Annotated in this window: 21 protein-coding genes; 15 read left to right on the forward strand and 6 right to left on the reverse strand. The window is 60.2% G+C overall.

Going from position 1 to position 25,865, the window contains the following annotated elements:
- Positions 1 to 190 precede the first annotated feature (190 nt).
- From IFT59_RS00135 to IFT59_RS00160, 6 genes are all read left to right on the forward strand, one after another.
- Positions 191 to 1,279, forward strand: a complete 1,089-nt coding sequence (locus tag IFT59_RS00135) for an ABC transporter ATP-binding protein (RefSeq protein WP_192085592.1) — start codon at positions 191 to 193, stop codon at positions 1,277 to 1,279.
- Positions 1,280 to 1,316: 37 nt separating this feature from the next.
- Positions 1,317 to 2,606: an ABC transporter substrate-binding protein gene (locus tag IFT59_RS00140; protein ID WP_192085594.1), complete on the forward strand. Its 1,290-nt coding sequence runs from the start codon at positions 1,317 to 1,319 to the stop codon at positions 2,604 to 2,606.
- Positions 2,607 to 2,757: 151 nt separating this feature from the next.
- The gene (locus tag IFT59_RS00145) at positions 2,758 to 3,669 is read left to right on the forward strand and encodes an ABC transporter permease (protein WP_192085596.1); all 912 of its coding nucleotides are present in this window, start codon (positions 2,758 to 2,760) and stop codon (positions 3,667 to 3,669) included.
- 18 nt (positions 3,670 to 3,687) lie between these two features.
- Positions 3,688 to 4,506 carry an ABC transporter permease gene (locus IFT59_RS00150; RefSeq protein WP_113165633.1) on the forward strand — a complete coding sequence of 273 codons (819 nt, stop codon included), beginning with the start codon at positions 3,688 to 3,690 and terminating at the stop codon, positions 4,504 to 4,506.
- A gap of 9 nt (positions 4,507 to 4,515) precedes the next feature.
- Positions 4,516 to 5,262: an aspartate/glutamate racemase family protein gene (locus tag IFT59_RS00155; protein WP_192085598.1), complete on the forward strand. Its 747-nt coding sequence runs from the start codon at positions 4,516 to 4,518 to the stop codon at positions 5,260 to 5,262.
- Positions 5,259 to 6,095: a GNAT family N-acetyltransferase gene (locus tag IFT59_RS00160; protein ID WP_192085600.1), complete on the forward strand. Its 837-nt coding sequence runs from the start codon at positions 5,259 to 5,261 to the stop codon at positions 6,093 to 6,095. Before IFT59_RS00155 ends, IFT59_RS00160 begins: the two co-directional genes overlap by 4 nt.
- Here IFT59_RS00160 and IFT59_RS00165 read toward each other — a convergent pair.
- From IFT59_RS00165 to ytfQ, 5 genes are all read right to left on the reverse strand, one after another.
- Entirely contained in the window at positions 6,073 to 6,873 is an 801-nt protein-coding gene (locus IFT59_RS00165; protein ID WP_082471960.1) for a FadR/GntR family transcriptional regulator, read from the reverse strand. The two genes, IFT59_RS00160 and IFT59_RS00165, sit on opposite strands and share 23 nt — an antisense overlap.
- A 1-nt stretch (position 6,874) precedes the next feature.
- The gene (gene yjfF / locus IFT59_RS00170; RefSeq protein ID WP_082471961.1) at positions 6,875 to 7,861 is read right to left on the reverse strand and encodes a galactofuranose ABC transporter, permease protein YjfF; all 987 of its coding nucleotides are present in this window, start codon (positions 7,859 to 7,861) and stop codon (positions 6,875 to 6,877) included.
- A complete protein-coding gene (locus IFT59_RS00175; protein ID WP_062462101.1) occupies positions 7,858 to 8,892 on the reverse strand; it encodes an ABC transporter permease in 1,035 nt (344 codons plus the stop codon). Before IFT59_RS00175 ends, yjfF begins: the two co-directional genes overlap by 4 nt.
- Positions 8,892 to 10,397: a sugar ABC transporter ATP-binding protein gene (locus tag IFT59_RS00180; protein WP_249407445.1), complete on the reverse strand. Its 1,506-nt coding sequence runs from the start codon at positions 10,395 to 10,397 to the stop codon at positions 8,892 to 8,894. Before IFT59_RS00180 ends, IFT59_RS00175 begins: the two co-directional genes overlap by 1 nt.
- A 172-nt stretch (positions 10,398 to 10,569) precedes the next feature.
- Entirely contained in the window at positions 10,570 to 11,529 is a 960-nt protein-coding gene (gene ytfQ, locus IFT59_RS00185; protein WP_113111665.1) for a galactofuranose ABC transporter, galactofuranose-binding protein YtfQ, read from the reverse strand.
- A gap of 329 nt (positions 11,530 to 11,858) precedes the next feature.
- On the opposite strand from ytfQ, the gene araD1 reads away from it, so the two are divergent.
- The 9 genes from araD1 (at position 11,859) to IFT59_RS00230 (ending at position 24,704) form a co-directional block, all read left to right on the forward strand.
- Positions 11,859 to 12,848: an AraD1 family protein gene (gene araD1 / locus IFT59_RS00190; RefSeq protein WP_192085604.1), complete on the forward strand. Its 990-nt coding sequence runs from the start codon at positions 11,859 to 11,861 to the stop codon at positions 12,846 to 12,848.
- A 1-nt stretch (position 12,849) separates the two neighbouring features.
- A complete protein-coding gene (locus IFT59_RS00195) occupies positions 12,850 to 13,782 on the forward strand; it encodes a Gfo/Idh/MocA family oxidoreductase (protein WP_192085606.1) in 933 nt (310 codons plus the stop codon).
- 2 nt (positions 13,783 to 13,784) lie between these two features.
- Complete coding sequence (locus tag IFT59_RS00200; RefSeq protein WP_197978006.1) at positions 13,785 to 15,629, forward strand: IlvD/Edd family dehydratase; 1,845 nt, start codon at positions 13,785 to 13,787, stop codon at positions 15,627 to 15,629.
- Between the two features lie 107 nt (positions 15,630 to 15,736).
- Positions 15,737 to 16,780, forward strand: coding sequence for a multiple monosaccharide ABC transporter substrate-binding protein (gene chvE, locus IFT59_RS00205; protein ID WP_371816222.1), 1,044 nt, complete (start codon positions 15,737 to 15,739; stop codon positions 16,778 to 16,780).
- 53 nt (positions 16,781 to 16,833) lie between these two features.
- The gene (gene mmsA / locus IFT59_RS00210; protein WP_192085608.1) at positions 16,834 to 18,393 is read left to right on the forward strand and encodes a multiple monosaccharide ABC transporter ATP-binding protein; all 1,560 of its coding nucleotides are present in this window, start codon (positions 16,834 to 16,836) and stop codon (positions 18,391 to 18,393) included.
- A 2-nt stretch (positions 18,394 to 18,395) separates the two neighbouring features.
- On the forward strand, positions 18,396 to 19,586 hold the full coding sequence (gene mmsB / locus IFT59_RS00215; RefSeq protein ID WP_062462120.1) for a multiple monosaccharide ABC transporter permease: 1,191 nt from the start codon (positions 18,396 to 18,398) through the stop codon (positions 19,584 to 19,586).
- Positions 19,587 to 19,802: 216 nt separating this feature from the next.
- On the forward strand, positions 19,803 to 22,379 hold the full coding sequence (gene mprF / locus IFT59_RS00220; RefSeq protein WP_192085610.1) for a bifunctional lysylphosphatidylglycerol flippase/synthetase MprF: 2,577 nt from the start codon (positions 19,803 to 19,805) through the stop codon (positions 22,377 to 22,379).
- Positions 22,376 to 23,764 (forward strand): virulence factor family protein, encoded by a 1,389-nt coding sequence (locus tag IFT59_RS00225; RefSeq protein ID WP_274598242.1) that lies wholly within the window; start codon positions 22,376 to 22,378, stop codon positions 23,762 to 23,764. Before mprF ends, IFT59_RS00225 begins: the two co-directional genes overlap by 4 nt.
- Positions 23,765 to 24,050: 286 nt before the next feature.
- Complete coding sequence (locus IFT59_RS00230) at positions 24,051 to 24,704, forward strand: TerC family protein (protein ID WP_062462125.1); 654 nt, start codon at positions 24,051 to 24,053, stop codon at positions 24,702 to 24,704.
- A gap of 41 nt (positions 24,705 to 24,745) precedes the next feature.
- On the opposite strand, the gene IFT59_RS00235 is transcribed toward IFT59_RS00230, so the two are convergent.
- On the reverse strand, positions 24,746 to 25,825 hold the full coding sequence (locus IFT59_RS00235; protein ID WP_192085612.1) for an acyltransferase family protein: 1,080 nt from the start codon (positions 25,823 to 25,825) through the stop codon (positions 24,746 to 24,748).
- Positions 25,826 to 25,865: the final 40 nt, after the last annotated feature.

A 25,865-nucleotide genomic window follows, 5' to 3' on the forward strand; every position in this document is an offset into this window, starting at 1 on the left:
CCAGAACGGATGTCTTCGATCCACGGCAAGGATTGCATACGATTTGCGCATGGGATCGGTATCGATCGCACGATTTTTGCGCAGTGCACTCAAACGGTTTTATCAGCGCAAACCGATGTTCCAGTGCGGTCAAAGGGTTATCGGAACTGGCACGGCGGATGCATCTCATTCTGGAAGCAGGGAGCACCGCATGAGCAAGGCCGCCGAAATTGATATCGCCTCCGTCACCAAGACCTATGGGACGACGACGGCGGTCCATGCGATCAGTCTCAAGATCCCAGCCGGCACCTATTGCTGCCTGCTCGGCCCGTCCGGCTGCGGCAAGACCTCGACGCTGAGAATGATCGCGGGCCACGAGAGCATCACGTCTGGCGACGTGCGGCTTGGCAACACGGTCGTGACAGACCTTCCGCCGGCCAAACGCGGCACGGCAATGATGTTCCAGTCCTACGCGCTGTTTCCGCATCTCGATCTGGTCGACAACGTCGCTTTTTCGCTCAAGATGAAGGGCGTCGACAAGGATGTCCGCCGCGCCAAGGCTATGGACCTGCTGCGGCTGATGCAGATGGAAGGCTATGCGACACGCCGTCCGGCCCAGCTTTCCGGCGGTCAACAGCAGCGCGTGGCGCTGGCGCGTGCGCTGATCACCGATCCCGAAGCCTTGCTGCTTGATGAGCCGCTTTCCGCGCTCGATCCGTTCTTGAAGATCCGTATGCGGGCGGAGCTGAAGAAGCTGCAGACCTCGCTCGGCATCACTTTCGTGCATGTGACGCACAGCCAAGAAGAGGCGATGGCGCTTGCCGACATCATCGTCATCATGAATGACGGTCGCATCGAGCAGGCGGCCCATCCGCGCGTCGTGTTCGAAAAGCCGGCGACAGCCTTCGTCGCTAAGTTCATGGGCGACCACAACGTCATTTCCGGTCGCGTCACCAAAAGCGCGGGCCAGGAACTGATGTTGTCGGTGCCGGCCGGTGCCGATTTTCTGGCCGTCGGCGACAATGGCGACCTGACCGATCAGGCCGATATCGCCATCCGTACCGATCACGTCCGGATCGGCCAGCCGTCCGAAACGGGCCTCGGTTTTACCGGCTCGATCACCAATATCGAATATCGCGGTTCCTCGGTGAAGCTGTCGGTCAACGGCGCCGGCATCGAGGATTTTATGGCGATCCTCTCCGACACCGATTTCTTCGCCAATCCGGTCAAGGTCGGAGAGGCGATCCCCCTATGCTGGGGCCGGGAGGACGCGATTGTCCTCGGGCGCCTCAAGCACTGATCCCGCTCACAATAATCAACTAGAGGAGAACATGGGAATGACTGAAATTCAAAAGACCGCAAAGGGACTTTCGCGCCGCTCGCTGCTGAAGACCGCATCCGCCGCTGCCGGCCTTGCTGCCGGCTCGGGCGCCATTACCGGCTTCCCGACCATCTGGGCGCAGAACCCGATCACGATCCGCCAGTTCGGTACCGGCGTTTCGAACCTCAATGCGATTGCCGAAAATTGCAAGGCGGATCTCGGCATCACGCTCGAGATGACGGCAACCGATTCCGATGCCGCTGCCCAGCGCGCCGTCACGCAGCCGAACTCCTACGACATTGCCGACATCGAATACTGGATCCTCAAGAAGGTCTATCCGGCCGGCGTCATCCAGCCGATGGATGTGAAGAAGCTGAAATATTACGACAAGGTCGTGCCGCTGTTTAAGAACGGCAAGCTGAAGCCCGACAGCGTGATCGCCCAGGGCACGGCGCCGCATACGGTCGGCTTCGTCGAAAAGGCAGGCGACAAGAAATTCGCCAAGGAAGAGACCCAGTGGTTCACCATGATGCCGACGATCTACAATGCCGATACGCTCGGCATTCGTCCGGATCTGGTCGGCCGTGAAATCACGACCTGGGCCGACATCATGGACCCGAAGTTCAAGGGCAAGACATCTATCCTGAACATCCCGTCGATCGGCATCATGGATGCCGCGATGATCATGGAAGCTATGGGCAACATCAAATATGCCGACAAGGGCAACATGACCAAGGCCGAGATCGATGCGACCATCGATTTCCTGATCAAGGCCAAGCAGGCTGGCCAGTTCCGCGCCTTCTGGAAGTCGTTCGACGAAAGCGTCAACCTGATGTCGTCGGGCGAAGTCATCATCCAGTCGATGTGGTCGCCGGCCGTTGCCGCTGTCCGCTCCAAGGGCATTGCCTGCAAATATCAGCCGCTCAAGGAAGGCTATCGCTCGTGGGGCGGCGGTCTCGGTCTTGCCGCGCATCTGTCCGGCGCCAAGCTCGATGCGGTCTATGAATATATCAACTGGTACACATCCGGTTGGGTCGGCGCCTACCTCAACCGCCAGGGTTACTACTCGGCTGCCATGGACACCGCCAAGGAACACATGTCGGCCGACGAGTGGGGCTACTGGATCGAAGGCAAGGCAGCAAAGGGCGATATCGTCGCGCCCGACGGCAAGGTCATGGAAAAGGCCGGTGCCGTGCGCGATGGCGGTTCCTTCGAGGAACGCATGGGCCATGTCGCCTGCTGGAACTCGGTGATGGACGAGGACCGCTACATGGTTCGCCGCTGGAACGAATTCATCGCGGCGTAACGGCAGGTACGACATGTTCCCTCCCCCTTGTGGGGAGGGTTAGGGAGGGGCCTTTCTTCAAAACCCCTCCCGGCCTGCCGGCCACCCTCCCCACAAGGGGGAGGGGAACTTGCGGCACCGCTCCATCTTTCGACGAAGGCAGGAAACACCGATGGTGACGATCACATCCGCGGACGCGGTGAAACCGGAAATGCCCAAAGCCCGCAGCTTTCGCATCCCGCTCGGCCTCGTCTCCTATCTGCAGGCGACGCCGCTGACGCTGATCCTTGGGTTCTTCCTGGCGCTTCCCATCCTGATGATCGTGATCGTCAGTTTCTGGGACTATGACTTCGCCCAGATGTATCCCGACTTTCTGACCATGAACTATGCGGAAACGCTCGGTTCCTGGGTCACCTGGAAGACCTATCTCAACACGCTGAAATTTGCGGCCATCGTCTGGGCAATCACGCTGTTCGTCGGATTCTGGGTTGCCTATTTTCTCGCCTTCCACATTCGCACCTCGGCGATGCAGATGGTGCTGTTTCTGGTCTGCACCGTGCCGTTCCTGACATCCAACATCATCAGGATGATTTCTTGGATCCCGGTTCTCGGGCGAAACGGGTTGATCAACAGCGCGCTCGTCAGTGCCGGCATTGTGCCGGAGCCGATCCAGTGGCTGCTCTATTCGGATTTCGCCGTCGTGCTTGCCATGGTGCATCTCTACACGCTGTTCATGGTGACGCCGATCTTCAACACGCTGATGCGGATCGACAAGTCGCTGGTCGAAGCGGCGCGTGATGCCGGTGCCACGTCCTTTCAGATCCTCACCAATGTCATCATTCCGCTTGCCAAGCCCGGCATGGCGATCGGCACGATCTTCGTGGTGACGCTGGTGATGGCCGACTTTTCCACCGTGCAGGTCATGTCCGGCGGTCAAAGCGCTTCGGTGGCGCTGATGATGAAGAACCAGATGTCGCTGCTGCAATATCCGGCTGCCGCTGCCAATGCGGTGGTGCTTCTGGTCCTCGTTCTTTTGATGGTCGCGGGCATCCTGCGCATCGTCGATATCCGCAAAGAACTGTGAAGATGGGGGAGCTTTGAGATGCACAGCGACAAGCGCGGCCGCGAATTCTATTTCCTCGCCCTATTCTTCGCCATCTTCGTGCTGTTTCTCTACGGGCCGCTGTCTGCGGTGCTGATCCTTTCATTCCAGGGGCCGAACGGCGGCCTGACGTTTCCGTTGAACGGCGTCTCCACCCGCTGGTTCGTCAACCTGTTCGAGACCCAGGCGGTCGGCGATTTCGGCGGTTCGTTCCGCCGTTCCACAGCGCTCGGGGTGATGGTGATGATTGTCACGGTCGTCGTGGCGCTTCTGGCGGGCCTTGCCTTTCGCCGCAAATTTGCCGGTGCCACAGCTCTCTTTTATCTGGCGGTCGCCAGTCTCGTCGTGCCGTCGATCATCGTCTCGCTCGGCATCGGCGTTGTTTTCCAGCAGTTCGGGTTCGAACCGTCCTGGTACACGTCTGCCTTCGGCGCGCATCTGACATGGACCCTGCCGTTCGGCGTGCTGATCATGTTTGCCGTGTTCAACCGCTTTTCGCCGGCCTATGAGGAGGCTGCACGCGATCTCGGCGCTTCGTCCTGGCAGACGTTTTCCAATGTGGTGCTGCCGATGATCGCACCCAGCCTGATCGGTGTCGGGCTGTTCGGATTCACGCTTTCCTATGACGAGTTTGCCCGCACGCTGATGACGGCGGGCACGTACAATACGCTGCCGCTCGAGATCTACGGCATGACGACCAATGTCACGACGCCGGTGCTTTATGCGCTCGGGACAGTCACGACGGTGTTCTCGTTCCTGGTCATTGCCGGAACGCTCGGCTTGATCGTCTATATCAACCGTCGCCGCCTGCGGAGCTGATCCCATACGATGCGTATTCTGATCGTCAACCCCAACACCACCGCCAGCATGACCGCGACCGTTGCCGACAGCGCCGCCCGTGTTGCCAATTCCGATACGCAGATCCACGCCGTCACATCGTCCATGGGGCCGGTGTCGATCGAGGGCTATTACGACGAGGTGTTTGCGGTCCCCGGCCTTTTGGTCGAGCTTGCCAAGGGCGAAAAGGCCGGTGCCGACGCGGCGATCATCGCCTGTTTCGATGATACGGGGCTCGATGCAGCCCGGGCTCTCGCCCATATCCCTGTTATAGGCATCTGCGAAGCGGCGCTTTCTGCCACCACCTTTATCGCGCAACGCTTCACGATCGTGACGACCATGGAACGTTCGCGCCTGCCGCTCGAGCATCTCGTCCATCGCTACGGCATGTCCGGTCGCTGCAAGGTGCGGGCCGCCGATATTCCGGTCCTGTCGCTGGAAGATCCGACATCCAATGCGCGTGAACGGCTCCGCTCCGAAATCGCGCTGGCCTTGAAGGAGGATAAGGCCGAGGCGATCGTGCTCGGGTGCGCCGGCATGGCCGACCTTACCGCAGAGCTGCGGGCCGAATTCGGGGTGCCGGTCGTGGATGGTGTCGCGGCTGCCGTCAAACAGGCGGAAATGCTGGTGGCACTCGGCCTGTCGACAGCTAAAAACGGCGCCTATGCGACGCCGGTCAACAAGCTGTATGCGGGGCTTCTCGAGGGTTTTGCGCCTAGCAGGCTTGCGGCGCGATGACAGGCTCAGCCGTCGTCCGGACGCTGGCACTTTCGGAGCTTGAATGCCTTCTCGACTGGGCGAGAGCGGAAGGCTGGAACCCCGGGCTTGCCGATGCGGCCACCTTTTATGCCGCGGATCCCGATGGTTTCTTCGGCTGTTTCGTCGATGGCGTGCTCGCATCAGGCATTTCGGCGGTGCGATACGGCAGCGATTTCGGGTTCATCGGCCTCTATATCGCGCATCCCGATTTTCGCGGGCAGGGTATGGGCCGGCGCGTATGGGATGCTGGCATGGCCCATCTGGAGGGGCGCACGATCGGTCTCGACGGCGTTGCGGAGCAACAGCAGCATTATCGCAGCATGGGGTTCGAGCCGTTCTACGAGACTATCCGCTGGAGTGGCCGCCTCAGAGGTACCACCATCGCCGGCGTGACCGATGCCAGCGTCGGTAATTTGCCGGCTATCATCCACTACGATGGCAACGTCTTCCCGCAAGTCCGCAAGGCGTTTCTTTCCGAGTGGCTGAAGCCGCCGAGGTCGACGAAGGTCCTGATCGATGATGGAGAGATCAGAGGATATGGCGTCTGCCGCAAATGTAGCGACGGGTTCAAGATCGGTCCGCTTTTCGCCGAGGGTGCGACCGAAGCCGTCACGCTACTGCAAAGCCTCGTCGCGGAAACCGGAGGCGAGACCGTGCATATCGATGTGCCGGCGCCGCAGCAGGAATTTTCGGACTATCTTTCAGAAGCCGGATTCCAAAAAGGTTTTACGACAGCCCGAATGTATCGCGGCTTGCCGCCGTCAGCGCAGACATCCGATGTCTTCGGGGTCACGACGTTGGAACTCGGGTAGAATCTGGGAAGCGCAGCTCGGCGGTCTTGTTGCCTGGCACGTTCTCCGCAGCATCCAGCGACGTGCGGATGCGGATTTTGCCGACGTCGATCACATGACGCATCGCCGACATCGCCTTTTGCGGATCGCGGGACGCGATGGCATGGGCGATGCGCAGATGGTTGGAGGCGACTTCGTCGATCATTTCCGGCGACGCGGCCGGTGACGACAGCTGGAAGGAAATCGCCAGTGCCGCCTCGATCAAAGCGCTTGCGGAGCGCATGAACGGATTGCCCGACATGCGGGCAATGGCCAGGTGGAATTCGAGATCCACGTTGGCGATCGATTCCGGCGTGTGGTTGAGATTGTCGAATTTGGCAGCGATCGCGTAAAGCGAAACGATGTCATCGCTCGTCGCCCTCAAAGCCGCCGCTGCCGCCGCTGCCGGCTCAAGCGCGGTGCGCATTTCGGCCAGATGCTCGATGAACTCGTAGTCGAGACTCGTCTCGAAACGCCAACTTAAGACATCCGCGTCGAAGAAATTCCAGCTCGAACTGTCGAGGACGCGGGTACCGACCTTCGCCTTGGCTTCGACCAGCCGCTTGGCGGACAGCGTCTTCATCGCCTCGCGTAACACCGTGCGCGATACGCCGAACCGTGCGGAAAGCTCGGTGTCGCCGGGCAGGAGAGAGCCTTCGGGGAACGTGCCGGAAACGATCCCGCGGCCAAGCCCAGCGACCACCGTTGCGTGGTTGCTACGGCGCTTTCGCCCGTTAATCGTCGTTTCCAGCAAACTCAAACTAGATCTCCTTAAGCCGACTCTCGGCCAATCGCCGGTTTGAATACCAGATGATACCGCGCTGCAACACAATGAACACGAAAAGGAGGATGCCGATGACGATCTTCGTCCACCAGGACGACAGGGTTCCGTCGAAGACAATGTAGGTCTGGATCAGCCCTTGGATAAGGATGCCGACGAACGTGCCGGCCACAAGCCCGACGCCGCCGGTCAAAAGCGTACCGCCGATGACGACGGCTGCAATCGCATCGAGTTCGACGCCGACGGTCGCAAGCGAATAACCCGACGAGGTATAAAGCGTGTATGCAATGCCGGCCAAGCCCGACAGAAAGCCTGACAGGGCATAGATGCCGATCGTCGTGGAGCCGACGGGTACGCCCATCAGTTCCGCAGACTGGATATTTCCACCGATCGCGTAGACATTCGCGCCGAACCGCGTCCTTCCGGCAATGAACCCGCCGATGATGAAGACCAGCAGCATCAGGATTGCCAGCGCCGTCAGCCGCCCGCCGCCGGGAAAGCGGAAGTAGAAGCCCTGGATCGCGTCGATCATCTCGTGGCTGATCGGAACCGACGCCGTGGAGATCAGGTAGGCAGCGCCGCGTGCGAGAAACATGCCGGCCAGTGTCACGACGAAAGGCGGAATGCCGAGATAGCGGATCATCGCCCCCATCAGACTGCCAAACAGCGTGGAGATGACGAGAACGGCTAAGAAGGCAGTGAGCGGGTGCAGGCCGAGCGAGCCGACTGCAACCGCCACGAACACGCTCGTGAAGGCGATCACCGAGCCGATCGAGAGATCGATGCCTCCCGACAGAATGACGAAGGTCATGCCGACAGCGGCGATGCCCAAAAACGCATTGTCTGTCAGCAGATTGCCGATCACCCTCGTCGACAGCATGTTTGGAAACTGCAGGATGCAGAGACCGTAAGCTATTACGAAGATCGCGAGCGTCGTTACGAAGGGAAGGTTGCGGGTGTGGATCATCGGGCCGCTCCTTCAACCTTGGAAACCGGGTTCTTGCTGGCTTTCGGCTGAGACCTCAAGAAGCCGAGCATGGTGATGACAGCGGGTGATTGCAGTGTCAGCACGATGATGATGATGCCGGCCTTGATGATGAGGTTGAATTCCGGCGGGAAGCCGGAAACGAGAATGCCGGTGTTGATCGACTGGATGATCAGCGCGCCGATCAGCGACGCCGTGATCGAGAAGCGACCGCCGTTCAGCGACGTTCCGCCGATCACGACCGCGAGGATCGCATCGAGTTCGAGCCAGAGGCCCGCATTGTTGGCATCGGCGCCACGGATATCGGCGGTCACGATCAGGCCGGCGACGGCGGCACAAAGGCCGGAGATCGCATAGACGAAGAACAGCAGGAAGCGGGCTTTGACGCCGGCAAGCGTTGCTGCACGGCGGTTGATGCCGGTTGCCTCGATCAGGAAGCCGAGCGCCGAGCGGCGGACCAGCAGGCCGACGAGAAGGCCGGTGCCGAGCCAGAGAAAGATCGGGATCGGAATGCCGGCGAACGAACCGGATCCGAGCGCCGAAAACGTGTCGTCATTGAAGGTGAGGATGACGCCCTCTGTGATCAGCTGGGCAATCCCGCGTCCCGCGACCATCAGGATCAGCGTCGCGATGATCGGCTGGATATCGAGGAGGGCAACCAGAATGCCGTTCCAGAGACCGCAGACGAGGCCGATGCCGAGCGATACGACGATGACGACGGGGATCGGATATCCATCGGCGATCAGCGTTGCGGCAACGGCACCGCAAATGGCGATGACGGCGCCGATCGAAAGATCGATACCGCGCGTCGCGATGACCAGCGTCATGCCGATGGTCAAAAGGGCCACCGGTGCGGCGCGCACCAGAATGTCGATCAGGCTGCCGTAGACGCGGCCGTTCTGGACCGAGATCGTAAGGAAGCCGGGCGCGATCGCCGTGATCATGCCGAGGATGATCGCAAGCGCGATCAGCTGCGGCGCAAGTCGCTTGAGGCGACGGGTTATCGGGTTCATCAGGCGGCCTCCGTCCGGTTCGGTGCGGCAATCGCCTGCATGATATTGTCGGCGTTGACGTCGCTGCCGGTGAGTTCCGCCACGTGGCGGCGGTCGGAAAGTACAATGACCCGATGAGCGATCGCCGTCAGTTCCTCCAGTTCGGAGGAAATCACAACAAGCGACATGCCTTCGGCACACAGCCGCTCGATCATTTTCAGGATTTCCGCGTGAGCGCCGATATCGATGCCGCGGGTCGGTTCGTCGAGGATCAGAAGCCGTGGTTCCGTCGCCAGCCAGCGGGCGAGGATCGCCTTTTGCTGGTTGCCGCCGGAGAGGAATTTGATCGGCCGCTGGGCATCCGCGGGGCGAATGTCCAAGGATTTGATAAACCCTTCAGCCAGAGCCTGGCGCTCACGCGACGAAATCGGTTTTGCCCAGCCCTGACGGGCCTGCAGTGCCAGGGCGATATTGTCGGCCACGGAAAGATCGCCGATGATCCCATCCGTCTTGCGTTCTTCCGGACAGAAGCCGAACCCGTTCGAAATGGCCGCGACCGGCGAGGAGAGGGCGATCTCCTTGCCGTCGATGCTGGCTGTGCCGCTGTCTGCGCGGTCGATGCCGAAAAGGAGGAAGGCCGTTTCGCTGCGGCCAGACCCGAGAAGTCCGGCGACGCCGACGACTTCGCCTGGGCGGATGTCGAGATCGAACGGGGCGACGCTGCCGCGTTTTCCGTAGCCGGCGAAACGAATGGGCGCCTCGCCGGTCGGGGCGATGGTTTCTTCCTGGACCTGATGCTCTCGGGTAATGTCCTGCAGCTCGCGGCCGAGCATCATCGAGATGAGTTCGAGACGCGGCAGTTCGGCCAGCGCCCGGCTGCCCACCAGCCTGCCATTGCGCAACACGGTGACCCTGTCGGCCACTGCATAAACCTGGTTCAGGAAGTGGGTGATGATGATGATGCCGAGACCTTGTTCGCGCAGCCTGCGCAGCACGACGAACAGCATTTCGACTTCCTGGCTGTCGAGACTTGCGGTCGGCTCGTCGAGAACAAGCACCTTGCCGGAAAGATCGACGGCACGGGCAATCGCGACGATCTGGCGGATCGCGACGGAATAGGAGGAGAGAAGCGCATCGACGTCGATATCGAGGCCGTATCTCGCGAGAAGCGCTTTCGCGCGCCGACGCATCTCGCGTCGGTCGATGAACCCGAAGCGGCTTGGTTGGCGACCGAGGAACAGGTTTTCGGCCACCGTGAGATTTTCGAGAAGATTGACTTCCTGGTAGACGGTGCCGATGCCGAGCGCCTGCGCTTCCGCGACGTTGGTCGGAGTCACGTCATGGCCATCCAGCCGCATCTCGCCGCGGTCACGCGTGTAGACACCTGTCAGGATCTTGATCAACGTGGATTTGCCGGCGCCATTTTCACCAAGCAGCGCATGGATCTCGCCCCGCTGCAGCGTGAAGTCCACGCCCTCAAGCGCGGTGACGCCGAGAAAGGATTTGCCGACGCCCCTTGCTTCCATGAGCGGATCATCGAGACGTTCTCGGTCTGTGGCGGAGAACGAATTTTCTGAGGAAGTCTGTATGTCTGTCATGCTCCAGCCCGCATAAGTGGAGGCCGGGACAGCTCTTGAAAAAGCTGCCCCGGTTGAAAACTGCCCGGCTCGGTCGAGAGCTAGATCGGGCGGCGGGAGATCAGTAGCCGAGGCCCTTCTTAGCTTCGTACACCTTCATCGGGTCATCAGAAGCCGTGTACAGCTTCGATTCTGTCTGGATCCACTTTGGTGGTTCCTTCTTGTCCTTCAGGTAGGCTTCGAGTGCGTCGAGCGCGGGGCCTGCCATGTTCGGCGTGAGCTCCACAGTCGCGTTTGCTTCACCCTTCGACATAGCCTGGAAAATATCCGGAACGGCGTCGATCGAGACGACCTTGATGTCGGTGCCCGGCTTCAGCCCGGCTTCCTTGATGGCCTGGATCGCGCCGACGGCCATGTCGTCATTATGAGCGTAAACGGCGCAGATGCCCTTGCCGCCGCCTTCTGCCTTGATGAAGCTTTCCATGACTTCCTTACCCTTGGTGCGGGTAAAGTCACCGGTCTGCGAACGCGCGATCTTGATGTTCGAATGCGAGGCAATAGCCTGTTCGAAACCCTTCTTGCGGTTGATGGCAGGTGAGGAACCGGTGGTTCCCTGCAGTTCCACGACCTTGCAGTCCTTGGAGCCGACATCCTTCACCAGCCAGTCGCCTGCAACCTTGCCTTCAAAGGTCTGGTCAGAGGTGACGGCCGTCAGGTAGAGATCTTTCGGTGCATCGATTTCGCGGTCGAGAAGGATGACAGGGATCTTTTCTTCCTTGGCTTCCTTCAGGACTGCGTCCCAGCCGGTGGCAACGACAGGTGCGATCAGGATCGCATCGACGCCCTGGGCGATAAAGCCGCGGATTGCCTTGATCTGGTTTTCCTGCTTCTGCTGCGCATCGGCAAACTTCAGGGTGATGCCGCGCTTTTCGGCCTGCTGCTTCGTCACTGTCGTTTCGGCAGCGCGCCAGCCGGATTCAGATCCGATCTGCGAGAAGCCGATTGTCAGGGATTTTGCGGAAACGCTCGACGCTAGGCATGCGGTAACAATGGCGGTAGCCGCCCATAGTGCTCTCTTCATCTTAAATCCTCCCAGAGATGATAAGAAAACTGACGGTCGAAGGTTTGGCATATAATCATACTTTTGCAAGACGCAAAATTGCGAAAAATCACGCTTTCGAAACGCGATTTTGCGAGATCCTCATTTATCTATATGATTCCACTCGCTATTTAGAATTCTCCCTTGTTTACGATGATGGCACTCTGAAGCCATCTCGTTCTTGACAGTACGTCCCGTTATCCAATAGTCGTATTAATGACGCATCGGATCGTGATCTGATGGGAGGGGTTGGCGCGGTTTCGGGAGACACTGCGCTTCAATATTATCAGACTTATCGGATGGCAGGGCATATGTTGCGAATTCTTCAGGTTGCGAGCTTGTCTGGCGATGTTCAGGTTGTCGCCTGGAGCGGAGAGACTCCGCGCGTCGTCAATGGCGTTTCCTCAACCTACGAGCTTGCCCAGAAGGCCATTGCAGCAGGCCTGAGTCTGGCGCAGCAGATCGAAGCACTCGGGCTTGGTGATGAAGTCGACCTCGACGTTGCCGCGCAGAGCGGACGTCTTGGTCTGCCGGTCTCGCATCCCGATCCAGCCCATTTCATCGTTGCCGGCACCGGCCTCACGCATCTCGGTTCCGCCGATGGTCGCGACAAGATGCACAAGGCAGCGCAGTCGGAAGAAAAGCCGACCGATTCCATGCGCATGTTCCTGATGGGCGTCGAGGGCGGCAAGCCGAAGGACGGCGAAGTCGGTGCTCAGCCGGAATGGTTCTACAAGGGCAATGGAACGCAGCTGCGCGCAACCGGCGAAGATCTCGTTTCTCCCTCGTTCGCGCTCGATGGCGGCGAGGAGCCGGAACTGGCGGCGATCTATCTGATCGGCCCCGATGGTACGCCTTTCCGTCTTGGCTTCTGTCTCTCCAACGAGTTTTCCGATCACGTGACCGAGAAGGGCAACTATCTCTGGCTTGCCCATTCCAAGCTGCGCCAGGCAGCGCTCGGGCCGGAACTTCTGGTCGGCGAACTGCCTGATCATGTCGAAGGCACGTCGCGCATCTGCCGTGGTGACGAGGTGATCTTCGAAAAGCCGTTCCTGTCGGGCGAAGCGAACATGTCGCACTCGATCGCCAACCTCGAATACCACAATTTCAAATACGACCTGTTCCGCCAGCCGGGCGATCTGCATGTGCATTTCTTCGGCACGGCGACACTGTCGGTCTCGCATGGCATCAAGACCGAAGCCGGCGATGTGTTCGAGATCGATGCGGCGCCGTTCAAGCTGCCGCTCGTGAACCGTCTGGCTGTGGCGGCGGAAACGCCCGTCACCATCAAGGCGCTCTGAGGTGGCCATGACACCCATCCGTCTCGCTATCGTCGGACTTGGCAAGATTGCCAGGGACCAGCATCTCGGCGCAATCGAAGCGACTGACGGGATCGATCTCGTCGCGGTCGCCAGCCGCAACGCCTCGCTCGAGAATGTCGCGTGTTTTGCCGATATCCATGAGATGCTGGCTTCCGGCGTGGAAGTCGACGCTGTTTCTCTCTGTACGCCGCCCCAGGGCCGGTTCGAGCAGGCAAAGGCAGCACTTGAAGCCGGCAAGCATGTGATGCTTGAAAAGCCCCCGGGTGCGACGCTTTCGGAAGTCTTTGCGCTGGAAACGCTGGCGAAAGACAAGGGCCTCAGCCTGTTTGCAACATGGCATTCCCGCGCTGCCGCAGCTGTCGAGCCTGCAAGGGCGTTGATCGCCGAGCGGACGTTGAAAAGCGTTTCGGTCGAGTGGAAGGAAGATGTTCGCCACTGGCATCCGGGTCAGGCGTGGATCTGGGAGCCGGGCGGTCTCGGCGTTTTCGATCCCGGCATCAATGCTCTGTCGATCGTCACGCGGATCATGCCCGAAACGTTTCATCTCGTGCGCTCCGAACTGACCTTCCCAGCCAATCGTGCAGCGCCGATCGCTGCAAGCCTTGCCTTCGAAACGAAAAGCGGCTTGCCTGTGGCGGCCGAATTCGACTGGCGTCAGACGGGGCCGCAGACCTGGGACATCCGGGTCGAGACCGAAGAGGGCACGATCGTCCTCACTCACGGCGGCAGCCGCCTGATCGTCGACGGCGAGGCGCAGATCGTCGAGGAAGATCGCGAATATCGCAATCTGTATCGGGATTTCGTGGCGCTCGTCACCAAGGGTGACAGCGATACGGATTTCTCACCGCTGGTGCATGTGGCGGATGCCTTCATGCTTGGCCGGCGCATTGAAACTGAAGCATTCGAGGACTGAAGATGAGCAATTCGGAAAACGCGCCCTCAAGTGAAATCGCCGAAACCGGAGAGCGCCGCCAGGACGCGCGTAAGCTGCGGTCGCGCGCCTGGTTCGACAATCCTGACAATGTCGACATGACCGCGCTCTATCTCGAGCGCTACATGAACTTCGGTCTCAGCCAGGCCGAACTTCAGTCGGACCGGCCGATCATCGGCATCGCCCAGACCGGTTCGGACCTGTCGCCGTGCAACCGCCACCACCTCGAGCTTGCCAACCGTATGCGCGAAGGTATTCGCGAAGCGGGCGGCATCGCCATCGAATTTCCGGTGCATCCGATCCAGGAAACCGGCAAGCGCCCGACCGCGGGCCTTGACCGCAACCTGGCCTATCTCGGCCTTGTCGAAGTTCTCTACGGTTACCCGCTCGATGGCGTCGTGCTGACGATCGGCTGCGACAAGACCACGCCAGCCTGTCTGATGGCCGCTGCCACCGTCAACATTCCAGCCATCGCCCTGTCGGTCGGCCCGATGCTGAACGGCTGGTTCCGCGGTGAGCGCACCGGTTCCGGCACGATCGTCTGGAAGGCACGCGAACTTCTGGCCAAGGGCGAGATCGATTACGCGGGCTTCGTGAAGCTTGTCGCGTCTTCGGCACCATCCACCGGCTATTGCAACACGATGGGTACGGCAACGACGATGAACTCGCTTGCCGAAGCGCTGGGCATGCAGCTGCCGGGTTCGGCCGCAATCCCGGCTCCTTACCGTGACCGCCAGGAAGTTTCCTATCTCACCGGCCTTCGCATTGTCGAAATGGTCAAGGAAGACCTGAAGCCTTCCGACATCCTGACCAAGGACGCTTTCATCAACGCTATCCGCGTCAACTCGGCGATCGGCGGCTCGACCAATGCGCCGATCCACTTGAACGCGCTCGCCCGCCATACCGGCGTGGAACTGACGGTCGACGACTGGCAGACCTATGGCGAGGAAGTGCCGCTTCTCGTCAACCTGCAGCCAGCCGGCGAATATCTCGGCGAAGACTATTACCATGCCGGCGGCGTTCCGGCGGTTGTCAACCAGCTGATGACGCAGGGCCTCATCAACGAAGATGCGATGACGGTGAACGGTAATACGATCGGCGACAACTGTCGCGGTGCGATCATCGAGGACGACAAGGTCATCAAGCGTTACGACGAACCGCTGAAGGCACGCGCCGGCTTCCGCGTTCTGCGCGGCAACCTGTTCTCTTCCGCAATCATGAAGACCAGCGTTATCTCGCCTGAGTTCCGCGAGCGTTACCTCTCCAATCCGAACGATCCGGAAGCCTTCGAAGGCCGTGCGATCGTGTTCGACGGTCCGGAAGATTATCACCACCGCATCGACGATCCGTCGCTCGAGATCGACGAGCATTCGGTTCTCTTCATGCGCGGTGCCGGTCCGATCGGTTATCCGGGCGCTGCCGAAGTCGTCAACATGCGCGCTCCCGATTACCTTCTGAAACGGGGTATCAGCTCGCTCGCCTGCATCGGTGATGGACGCCAGTCCGGCACGTCGGGCAGCCCGTCGATCCTCAACGCGTCTCCGGAAGCGGCAGCAGGTGGTGGTCTTGCACTTTTGAAGACCGGCGACCGTGTGCGCATCGATCTCGGTCGCGGCGAAGCCAACATCCTGATTTCGGATGATGAGCTTGCACAACGTCGAAGCACTCTGGACGCCGAGGGCGGCTATCGCTATCCGAAGCACCAGACGCCGTGGCAGGAAATCCAGCGCGGCATCGTCGGGCAGATGGAAACCGGCGCGGTTCTCGAACCGGCTGTCAAATACCAGCGCATTGCGCAGACCGAAGGTCTGCCGCGCGACAATCACTGACCTGAAAAAGGTCGTGAGGGGAGGCGGGGAGCCTCTCCCGGATAATACGGCAGCTTAATTGTGAGCTGCTTGAAACGGAGGAGTTACTTATGAAAATTTTGAAACTCATGACTACGGCTGCAATTTTCGCAGGTGTCGCTCTCGCGTCGCCTGTGTTTGCTGCAGACAAGGGTCTCGTCGGCGTCGCGATGCCGACCAAGTCTTCTGCCCGCTGGATCGCCGATGGCGACAACATGGTCAAGGTTCTGAAAGAACGTGGCTATGACGTGGACCTTCAGTACGCTGAAGACGATATCCCGAACCAGCTGTCGCAGATTGAAAACATGGTCACCAAGGGTGCCAAGGTTCTCGTGATTGCATCGATCGACGGCACGACACTGTCCGACGTTCTGCAGCAGGCTGCCGATCAGAAGATCAAGGTCATTGCCTATGACCGCCTCATCCGCGAAACACCGAATGTCGACTACTACGCGACCTTCGACAACTTCCAGGTCGGCGTTCAGCAGGCAACCTCGCTGGTAAAGGGTCTCAAGGCCGATACCGAAAAGGGCCCGTTCAACATCGAACTGTTCGGCGGTTCGCCGGACGACAACAACGCCTTCTTCTTCTATAACGGTGCGATGAGCGTCCTTCAGCCGCTGATCGACAAGGGCACGCTCAAGGTCGGCTCCGGCCAGACCGGCATGGACAAGGTCGCGACCCTTCGTTGGGATCCGGCAACTGCCCAGTCTCGCATGGACGCCATCCTGTCCTCGACCTATTCCGACAAGAAGCTGAACGGCGTTCTGTCTCCCTATGACGGTATCTCGCTCGGCATCATCTCGTCGCTGAAGGGCGTCGGCTACGGTTCCGGCGACATGCCGATGCCGATCGTCTCCGGTCAGGATGCGGAAGTGCCTTCGGTCAAGTCGATCATCGCCGGCGAACAGTATTCGACGATCTACAAGGACACGCGCGAACTCGCGAAGGTCACCGTAGACATGGTCGATGCTGCCATGAACGGCAAGGAACCGGTTGTCACCGACACTAAGACCTATGACAACGGCAAGAAGGTCGTTCCGTCCTACCTGCTGAAGCCAGTTGTCGTCGACAAGACGAACTGGAAGGTCCTCGTCGATACCGGCTACTACCAGGAATCGCAGCTCAAGTAAGTCTCTGGCCGCGCGGCGCAAGCGTCGCGCGGCTTCCTATTCCAGGAGTTCTCATGCTTGATCCTGTATTGTCGGCGGACAAACCGCCTATTTTGGAAATGCGCGGCATTTCAAAAAGTTTTGGCGCCGTTAAGGCGCTTTCGGACGTCAGCTTTACCGTCAAGGAAGGCGAGATTCACGCCCTTGTCGGCGAAAACGGTGCCGGCAAGTCGACGCTGATGAAGGTGCTTTCGGGCGTGTACCCGCATGGTTCCTACGAAGGCTCGATCCTGTTCGACGGCGAGGAACGCCACTTCCGCGACATCAACGATTCCGAAAAGCTCGGTATCATCATCATTCACCAGGAGCTCGCGCTCATCCCGCTGATGTCGATTGCCGAGAACATCTTTCTCGCGAACGCGCCATCCAAGTACGGAGTGATCGACCGCGATGCTCGCTACATCCGCACCAAGGCCCTGCTCGCCAAGGTCGGTCTCGTTGCCGAGGTGCCCGAAACCCTCATCACCAACCTCGGTGTCGGCAAGCAGCAGCTGGTCGAGATCGCCAAGGCACTCTCCAAGGACGTGCGCCTGCTGATCCTCGACGAGCCGACCGCTTCGCTCAACGAAACCGACAGCGCAGCCCTGCTCGAACTCCTCAAGGAATTCCGCCGCAACGGCATTACCTCGATCATGATCAGCCACAAGCTGAACGAGATCTCGGAAGTTGCGGACCGCATCACCGTGCTGCGCGACGGTCGTACGGTCGGCACGCTTGACTGTCACGAAGGTCCGGTCGACGAGGACGAGATCGTCCGCCGCATGGTCGATCGCGATCTCGAAAGCCGTTACCCGAAGCGCGAGCCGAAGATCGGCGAGGTGATCTTCGAGGTCGAGGACTGGTCCGTCCACCATCCGCAGCATTCGCACCGCAAGGTGGTCAAGAACGTGTCCATGAAGGTCCGGGCCGGCGAAGTCGTCGGCATCTCCGGCCTGATGGGGTCCGGCCGCACCGAGTTCGCGATGAGCGTGTTCGGTCGCGCCTATGGCCGCGATATTTCCGGCACCGTTAAGATCCATGGCAAGCCAGCGGATACATCGGACGTGCACCGGGCGATCAAGGCGGGCCTTGCCTATGTCACGGAAGACCGCAAACATCTCGGGCTGATCCTGTCTGAGGACATCCGCAAGAATGTCTCGCTCGCGCACCTGGGCGGCGTTTCGTCACGCGGCGTGATCGACGACATCCGTGAAATGAAGGTTGCCCAGGAATTCCGCGACCGTATGCGGATCCGCAGCCATAACGTCTACCAGGAAACCGGCAAGCTTTCCGGCGGCAACCAGCAAAAGGTCGTGCTGTCGAAATGGCTGTTCACCAACCCGGACATCCTGATCCTGGACGAACCCACACGCGGCATCGATGTCGGCGCCAAGTACGAAATCTATTCCATCATCAACGAACTTGCGGATGCCGGTAAGGCAGTCATCGTGATCTCGTCCGAAATGCCCGAGCTCATCGGCATCTGCGACAGGATCATGGTCATGCACGAGGGCGAATTTGTCGGCGAAGTCGCCGGCGAAGAGGCAACGCAGGAAAATATCATGCGCGCTATCATGCGCCGCAAGGGGAGATAATTATGAGCACTCCGCAGGAAGCAATTACCGCTCCCAAGGCGGCGACAGGTTTCTGGAAGGAAAATCTTCGTGACTACGGGATGCTGATCTCGCTGGTCGTGATCGTCATCTTCTTCCAGGTCGCAACGGGGGGCGTTCTGCTGAAGCCGCTCAACATCACCAACATCGTTCTCCAGAACAGCTATATCGTCATCATGGCGCTCGGCATGCTGATGGTGATCGTGACCGGCCACATCGACCTTTCGGTCGGTTCGGTCGCCGGTTTCGTCGGCGCGGTCGCGGCGATGCTGATGGTGCAGTACAGCTTCGACTTTGTCACGGCGAGCATCATCTGCCTCGTGCTCGGTGGCGTGATCGGCGCAATGCAGGGCTATTTCGTCGCCTATTTCAGGATTCCGTCCTTCATCGTGACGCTTGCTGGCATGCTGGTCTTCCGCGGGTTCATGATCGCGGTCCTTAGCGGCCGGTCGATCGGTCCCTTCGACCCGACCTTCCAGAAGCTTTCTTCCGGCTTCATCCCGGAACTGATCTCCTCGACGGGCGGCCTTTATCTGACGTCCTTCATCATCGGCCTGGTACTGGCCGCCCTGATGGTCTGGCAGAACTTCAGAAGCCGCGCACGGCGTGTCGAGCATGGCGTCGAATCCGAACCGATGGCTTTCTTCATCGGCAAGAACATCCTTGTCATGGCTGCCATCGGCTATGTCGCCTACCTGATCTCGTCGCACCGCGGCCTGCCCAACGTGCTGATCATCATGGCCGTGCTGATCGTCGCCTACGGCTTCTTCACCAACCGCACGATCATCGGACGGCAGATCTATGCGGTCGGTGGCAATGCCCGCGCAGCTGAACTGTCGGGCATCAAGACCGTGCGTCTGGTGTTCTGGACCTTCGTCAACATGGGTGTGCTGGCAGCGCTTGGCGGCCTCGTCGTTGCCGCTCGCCTCAACAGCGCGACCCCGAAGGCCGGCACGGGCTTCGAGCTCGACGTCATCGCGGCCTGCTTCATCGGCGGCGCCTCGGCTTACGGCGGCGTTGGCAAGGTCACGGGTGCCGTCATCGGCGCCTTCCTGATGGGCGTGATGAACAACGGCATGTCGATCCTCGGCATCGGCATCGACTATCAGCAGGTCATCAAGGGTCTGGTTCTGCTCGGCGCCGTCTGCGTCGACGTCTACAACCAGCGCCGTTGAACCCTCATCACAGAGAGACAGCGAAAGGCGGGAGCTTCAGCTTCCGCCTTTTTTATTGCGACGCCGATGCGCTAAACCCTTATTGAAAGTAGGCGAGCGCCTACGTAATGAGGGCGGCAACACAGACATATTATTGCCGCGATCGGGTCGCCTTAGCTGCCCGGCTCGTTCGGGGAGAAATCCCCGGCAATGCTTCAACAACCGGCATGACCATTGATGTCCACAGATCAGCAGAAGACCGGCCTCCGCGAGACGTTTGAAAACTATCGCGGCTATCTCGTTCCCTTCATCATCCTCGTGGTCTTCGGCTTCACGACGTTTGCGATCTACGATCTGACGACCGAAGTCAGTTATGACGACGTGCTTGCAGCGCTTGCGGCCACGAAGGCATCGTCCATCCTTCTCGCGATCTTCTTCACCGCGCTGAGTTTTGTTGCCCTGACCGGATACGACCTCAACGCACTCTCCTATATCGGCAAGAAGCTGCCACCGGTGCCGGTCGCGATGACCGCGTTCAGCGCCTACGCGGTTGGCAACACAGCCGGGTTCGGTGCCTTGAGCGGCGGCGCGATCCGGTTTCGCGGTTACTCGCGGCTGGGCCTCAGCCCCGACGACATCGGCCGCGTGATCGCCTTTGTCACGCTCGCCTTCGGGATCGGCCTGCTAGGGGTGACTGCGATCGCATCGCTTGTCACGGCGCCTCGGATCGGCAGCCTGCTCGGCATCGGCGAGGGCTGGGTGCGCGGCATTGCGGTTGCGATCATCGTGGTGCTCTCAGCGCTTGTCGTTGCCGGCTGGAATGGCCGCGAAGTGGCATTGGGCAGGCTGAAGCTGCGGCTTCCCGATACGAAAACCTCGTCGCAGCAGTTCCTGATCACGGCGCTCGATATCGCAGCCTCAGCGTCGGTTCTTTACGTGCTTCTGCCGCAGACGGATATCGGCTGGCCGTCGTTCCTGGCGATCTATGCCACAGCTGTCGGAGCCGGCGTTCTCAGCCACGTTCCGGCGGGGCTGGGCGTGTTCGAGACGATCATCGTTGCGGCGCTCGGAAGCACTGTCGATATCGATCAGGTTCTCGGCAGCCTTGTTCTCTACCGGGTCATCTATCACGTGCTGCCGCTTCTGGTCGCGACGCTGTTCGTGATCGGCATGGAGGTGCAGCAGCTTTCCAACCATCCGGTCGCCTCGACGCTGCGCAAGCTGGAATTCCGTCTGGCGCCGCTTCTGCTTGCCGCATTCGCGATGATCGCCGGTGCCATGCTGGTATTTTCGGGCGTCACGCCAACGCCGGATTCGGATCTCGATTTCCTCTATAACTATCTGCCGCTGCCGGTCGTCGAAGGTGCGCATTTTCTGTCCAGCATTCTCGGCATCGTTCTTTTTGCTTCGGCCCGCGGTGTTAGCCAGAGGCTCGACGGGGCGTGGTGGACGGCAACGGCTTGTACCGCGCTGGCTTTGCTGCTCGCCTTCGTGCGTGCGGTCGCGGTGTTTGAAGCGATCTTTCTGGTCATTCTGCTCGCCGGCCTGTTGCTCAGCGCCCGGCAGTTCACCCGTCCGGCGTCACTCCTCCGGCAGGTGCTGACGCCTGCGTGGGTCGTGGCGATGCTGGTGCTGGTGGCGGCAGCGATAACAGTTCTTCTGTTCGTCTATCGCGAGGTGGATTACAGCCGCGAGCTCTGGTGGCAGTTCGAGTTTTCGGCAGAAGCGCCGCGCGGGCTTCGTGCGATCCTGGGTGTGGCCATCGTTGCCGGCACGATTGCGATTGCCAGCCTGCTTCGGCCCGCTGCGACCCGCACGGCACACTCCACGCCGGAGGAGCTGGAGCGGGCGGTCTCGATCGTTCGGCAGCAGGACGTCGCCGACGCGAATGTCGTGCGCATGGCCGACAAGCGGTTGATGTTTTCCGCAAACGGCAAGGCCTTCATCATGTACGGCATCCAGGGTCGCTCCTGGATCGCCTTGTTCGATCCGGTCGGCCCGGCAGAGGAAATCCCCGAACTGGTCTGGAGCTTCGTGGAAGAGGCGAGGGCCCAGGGCGGACGGGCCGTCTTCTACCAGATTTCGCCGGCGCTTCTGCCTTACTGCGCCGATGCCGGCATGCGAGCCGTCAAGCTCGGAGAACTGGCGATCGTCGATCTGGAGCGCTTCGATCTCAAGGGAAGTCGTCTCGCCGGTCTGCGCCAGGCCGTCAACAAGGGTCTTCGCGAAGGGCTCGAATTCGACGTGATCGAGCAGGCGGATGTGATGGGCTCGATCGAGGATCTGCGCCGCGTGTCCGATACCTGGCTCGCAGCCCATGAGACACGCGAAAAGACGTTTTCGCTCGGGGCCTTCCAGGATGCCTATGTGGCATCCCAGCCGGTGGCGGTGCTGCGCACGCAGGGAAAGATCGTCGCCTTTGCAACGCTGTCGCTGACGGAGACGAAGCAGGAGGCAACCGTCGACCTTATGCGGTTTGCGCCGGATGCGCCGAGAGGCTCGATGGATTTCCTGTTCGTCCGCTGCATGGAATATCTGCAGGCCGCCGGCTACCGGACCTTCAACCTCGGCATGGCGCCGCTTTCCGGCATGGCACAGAGGGAAGCCGCCCCTGTCTGGGACCGGATCGGCAGCGTGATCTTCGAACACGGCGAGCGCTTCTACAATTTCAAAGGCCTGAAGGCATTCAAAACCAAGTTTCACCCGCACTGGGAACCCCGCTATCTGGCGGTGGCAAGCGTCAGTCCTGCCATTGCGATGGTCGATGCGACGCTGCTGATTGGTGGGGGCTTGAGAGGAGTGGTCGGAAAATGATGATGCTGTCCCGAATTCTCGCCGTCGGCATTCTGCTGGCCGGTGCCGGTTTCGCCTCCGCTCAGCAGCCTGCTTCCGAGCAAACCGGTTCGCAGACGGATGACTACAAGACCGGCATGATCGTCTCGCCGCATATCACTCTGCCCGCCGACAAGGATCTGAAGGCGATGGTCTTCCTGATCTCGAAGGGCGCAGGCTGGGGTGCCGAGGAAGAAAGCCAAGCCAAGGCGCTTGTCGATCAGGGGGCGGCGGTGGTCGGTATCGATTATCCCTCCTACATTGCGTCGCTCGCCAAGGATGACGGCGATTGTATCTACATGGTCTCCGATATCGAAGACCTGTCGCAGCAGGTGCAGCGCCGGATCGGCAATGCCAGTTACCGGCATCCGATCATTGCCGGAATCGGGGATGGCGCAGCACTTGCGCTCGGCATGATCGCGCAGAGCCCGTTTGCGACAGTCTCGAAAGCCATCGCAGTCGATCCGACGGCCGGCATTCCGCTCGAAAAGGTTCTCTGCACCCCCGCGACCAAGGAAAAGGCCGGAGACCGGACGATCTACGGCTTTACCGATGGAAAGCTGCCGGCCGACGTGACGATCGGCTTGACCGATGCGGCCGATGCCGCCGGCAAGGACCACGCCACCAGCCTCAAGGCCGGTTGGCCGGATCTTGAGCTCAAGGACGTATCCGGGCCTGCAACTGAAGCGCTCGCAGATCTCCTCGACACGGCGATTGAAGGTGACGGCAATAGCGATCAACTCGATCTGCCAGTAACGGTCCTGGACACGAAACCGACACTCGACACGATGGCGGTTGTCTATTCCGGCGATGGCGGATGGCGTGATATCGACAGCGAGCTCGGCGGTTATCTGCAGGCCCAGGGTGTGCCTGTGGTCGGGGTGGATTCGCTGCGGTATTTCTGGAAGGAACGCACGCCGCAGGAAACGGCGGATGATCTCGTCAAGATCATCGACACGTACCGGCGCCAGTGGAACGTGAAAAACGTGGTGCTGATCGGCTATTCATTCGGAGCCGACATCCTGCCGGCGACCTTCAACGTCCTGCCGGCTGCGACCAAAGCGAGGGTGAAACAGATTTCGCTGCTGGCGCTGTCGAAAGAGGTCGATTTCGAGATCTCCGTTACCGGTTGGCTTGGTGTTGCCGGTGAGGGCAAGAACGGCGACAGCATTTCCGATATCGCCAAGATCGATCCACATGTCGTGCAGTGCCTCTATGGTACCGACGAAGACGACGATCCTTGCCCGACGCTGAAACCGCAGGGTATCGAGACGGTCGGCATCGAAGGCGGACACCATTTCGATGAAGATTACGAGGGGCTTGGAAAGCTCATTCTTGAGAGCCTCCACAAGCGGCTGACCAAGTAGAAGCCGTTTTCCCGCGAAGAAATCACACTCCCGTGAGCTGGTTCGTGAGTTGGGGCTTGATTTCTGCGGCTCCCAAGATAAATCTCAGCGCACCAGGACCGGGCCCCTCTGGCAGTTCGCAGGAACTGTGATGTCGGACTGGATTGTTCAACTTCAGGTGCCTGGTGTTTGTGGGGGTCGTCACTCGACCTTGACGGCAATCGAATGGATAGCGGTGAATTTCCGCCCGTAATTCGTCGCCCCTCTCCACGACATGGGTGCTCCGTATTGAAAGATCGGGTACCAAATGATGGAATTCTTTACGCCGGAGGCACTGTCCGCCCTCGCGCAAGTAATCATGATCGACCTTGTTCTGGCGGGTGACAACGCAATCGTCATCGGCCTCGCCGCCGCCGGACTGCCCAAGGATCAGCGCGCCAAGGCGATCCTGATCGGTATCATTGCCGCCACCGTGCTGCGTATCGGTTTTGCGCTTGCTACGACCCAGCTTCTGCAAATCGTCGGCCTGCTTCTTGCCGGTGGTGTCCTGCTTCTGTGGGTCTGCTGGAAGATGTGGCGCGAGCTGCGCACCCCGCACAGCCATGAGGACGATGCCGAAAATGTCGTCTCGAAGGCCGTCGAGGAAGGCGAGAACGCGTCCGTCAGCGGTGCGCCACGCAAGACCTTCGCCCAGGCTGCCTGGCAGATCGTCATCGCCGACGTTTCCATGTCGCTCGACAACGTTCTGGCCGTTGCCGGTGCTGCACACGAACATCCCGAAGTGCTGATCTTCGGCCTCATTCTTTCGATCGCCTTGATGGGTATCGCGGCAAGCTTCATTGCCCGCCTGCTCAACAAGCATCGCTGGATTGCCTATGTCGGTCTGGTCGTCATCCTCTACGTTTCGCTGGAGATGATCTACCGCGGCGTTCTGGAAGTCATGCCTTACATCAACGGCTGAGTGCACAAGACCCTGCGGCGGTTTTTCCGCCGCGGGGTCCCTCAGGCAAAGCGGGCGCGCAGTCGCGTCAGGCTGGCCTGAACGGGCTTTGAAAGCCCAATGATCGCCCGTCTCGCGGCAGGCTCAACTGTTCTTGCGATGATCATCGCGACAGCCAACAATCCCCCAATCAACAAAGCCAGGATGGCGAAGCGATTGTCCGACGTGCCGAAATTGGCAAAGGCGGCATAGCCGATATTCTGATGCAGAAGGTAAAGCGGATAGGTCAGCCCGCCGAGCGAGATCGCGAGCCCTCTCTTGATCGGCAGTGTCGGCGCGTAGATCGCGATCGTCACGGCCGCAAGCGCCAGCGGCCCCATCGCGGCCAGGCCCGCGGTATTTCTCCCGAAACCGTACAGAGAAATCAATTCCGGCTCCGTTATGAACGGTGCAGCAATGGCCCAGCCGGCTGCGAGGCTGAGCACTGCAAAGCTTGCCTGGGAATTTTCCAGTCGCGTCCGAAACAGCGCCAATCCGAAGGCAAAATAGCCTGAATACTGGGTGATCAGCAGTTTCTGCAGCACGACGCTTTGCAGCGCTGTCTCGTTCAGCACCGAAATGGCAAGCCAGACCGTGACGATGAGACGCCAGTGCGACTTCAACAGGCCTGTCGCGATAGCGACGACGATCCAGCCGTAGAAGATGATCTCGTAGGCGATCGTCCAGTATGCTCCGTCGAGGAAGGGTTGGCCGAATACGCGCGACAGGATCACGAGATGGGCCAGCCATTGCCGCACCGTCGGGGCACTGAGCGCCGGGACCGGCCAGATCGACAGGACGACGGCGGTGATGGTGGCGCAGACGACGAATGTCGGCCAGAGCCTTGCAAGCCGTCCAGCGGCAAAATCAAAGGCCGATCGACCTTCTGCCGACATCATGATGACGTAGCCGGAGATGGCAAAGAAGATCAGCAGGCCGATATCGAACCACTTGGCTAGCGGCGCGAGCTCCGGAAAGCCGATCCCGGCGCCTTCGCCGGTGATCCGCATGCGAAAAGCGTAGTGGAAGAACAGGACGAGCAGGGCCGAGACCAGCCGGAGCAGATCGAGGTTCAAGAGCCGCACAGGCTTTGCTTCCGTCATCACAGCCTCCCGGCAACCGCAACATCGCTACAGCGTATCG

Source organism: Rhizobium sp. CFBP 8752 (genome assembly GCF_014842035.1).
Taxonomy (GTDB): Bacteria; Pseudomonadota; Alphaproteobacteria; order Rhizobiales; family Rhizobiaceae; genus Neorhizobium; species Neorhizobium soli.

What these genes read in the sequence shown, in the direction of transcription:
- IFT59_RS00135 (WP_192085592.1), top strand. Translation starts at nt 191, where the DNA reads ATGAGCAAGGCCGCCGAAATTGATATCGCCTCCGTCACCAAGACCTAT.
- IFT59_RS00140 (WP_192085594.1), top strand. Translation starts at nt 1,317, where the DNA reads ATGACTGAAATTCAAAAGACCGCAAAGGGACTTTCGCGCCGCTCGCTG.
- IFT59_RS00145 (WP_192085596.1), top strand. Translation starts at nt 2,758, where the DNA reads ATGGTGACGATCACATCCGCGGACGCGGTGAAACCGGAAATGCCCAAA.
- IFT59_RS00150 (WP_113165633.1), top strand. Translation starts at nt 3,688, where the DNA reads ATGCACAGCGACAAGCGCGGCCGCGAATTCTATTTCCTCGCCCTATTC.
- IFT59_RS00155 (WP_192085598.1), top strand. Translation starts at nt 4,516, where the DNA reads ATGCGTATTCTGATCGTCAACCCCAACACCACCGCCAGCATGACCGCG.
- IFT59_RS00160 (WP_192085600.1), top strand. Translation starts at nt 5,259, where the DNA reads ATGACAGGCTCAGCCGTCGTCCGGACGCTGGCACTTTCGGAGCTTGAA.
- yjfF (WP_082471961.1), bottom strand. Translation starts at nt 7,861, where the DNA reads ATGATCCACACCCGCAACCTTCCCTTCGTAACGACGCTCGCGATCTTC.
- IFT59_RS00175 (WP_062462101.1), bottom strand. Translation starts at nt 8,892, where the DNA reads ATGAACCCGATAACCCGTCGCCTCAAGCGACTTGCGCCGCAGCTGATC.
- IFT59_RS00180 (WP_249407445.1), bottom strand. Translation starts at nt 10,397, where the DNA reads ATGGAAGCAAGGGGCGTCGGCAAATCCTTTCTCGGCGTCACCGCGCTT.
- ytfQ (WP_113111665.1), bottom strand. Translation starts at nt 11,529, where the DNA reads ATGAAGAGAGCACTATGGGCGGCTACCGCCATTGTTACCGCATGCCTA.
- araD1 (WP_192085604.1), top strand. Translation starts at nt 11,859, where the DNA reads ATGTTGCGAATTCTTCAGGTTGCGAGCTTGTCTGGCGATGTTCAGGTT.
- IFT59_RS00200 (WP_197978006.1), top strand. Translation starts at nt 13,785, where the DNA reads ATGAGCAATTCGGAAAACGCGCCCTCAAGTGAAATCGCCGAAACCGGA.
- chvE (WP_371816222.1), top strand. Translation starts at nt 15,737, where the DNA reads ATGACTACGGCTGCAATTTTCGCAGGTGTCGCTCTCGCGTCGCCTGTG.
- mmsA (WP_192085608.1), top strand. Translation starts at nt 16,834, where the DNA reads ATGCTTGATCCTGTATTGTCGGCGGACAAACCGCCTATTTTGGAAATG.
- mmsB (WP_062462120.1), top strand. Translation starts at nt 18,396, where the DNA reads ATGAGCACTCCGCAGGAAGCAATTACCGCTCCCAAGGCGGCGACAGGT.
- mprF (WP_192085610.1), top strand. Translation starts at nt 19,803, where the DNA reads ATGTCCACAGATCAGCAGAAGACCGGCCTCCGCGAGACGTTTGAAAAC.
- IFT59_RS00225 (WP_274598242.1), top strand. Translation starts at nt 22,376, where the DNA reads ATGATGATGCTGTCCCGAATTCTCGCCGTCGGCATTCTGCTGGCCGGT.
- IFT59_RS00230 (WP_062462125.1), top strand. Translation starts at nt 24,051, where the DNA reads ATGATGGAATTCTTTACGCCGGAGGCACTGTCCGCCCTCGCGCAAGTA.
- IFT59_RS00235 (WP_192085612.1), bottom strand. Translation starts at nt 25,825, where the DNA reads ATGACGGAAGCAAAGCCTGTGCGGCTCTTGAACCTCGATCTGCTCCGG.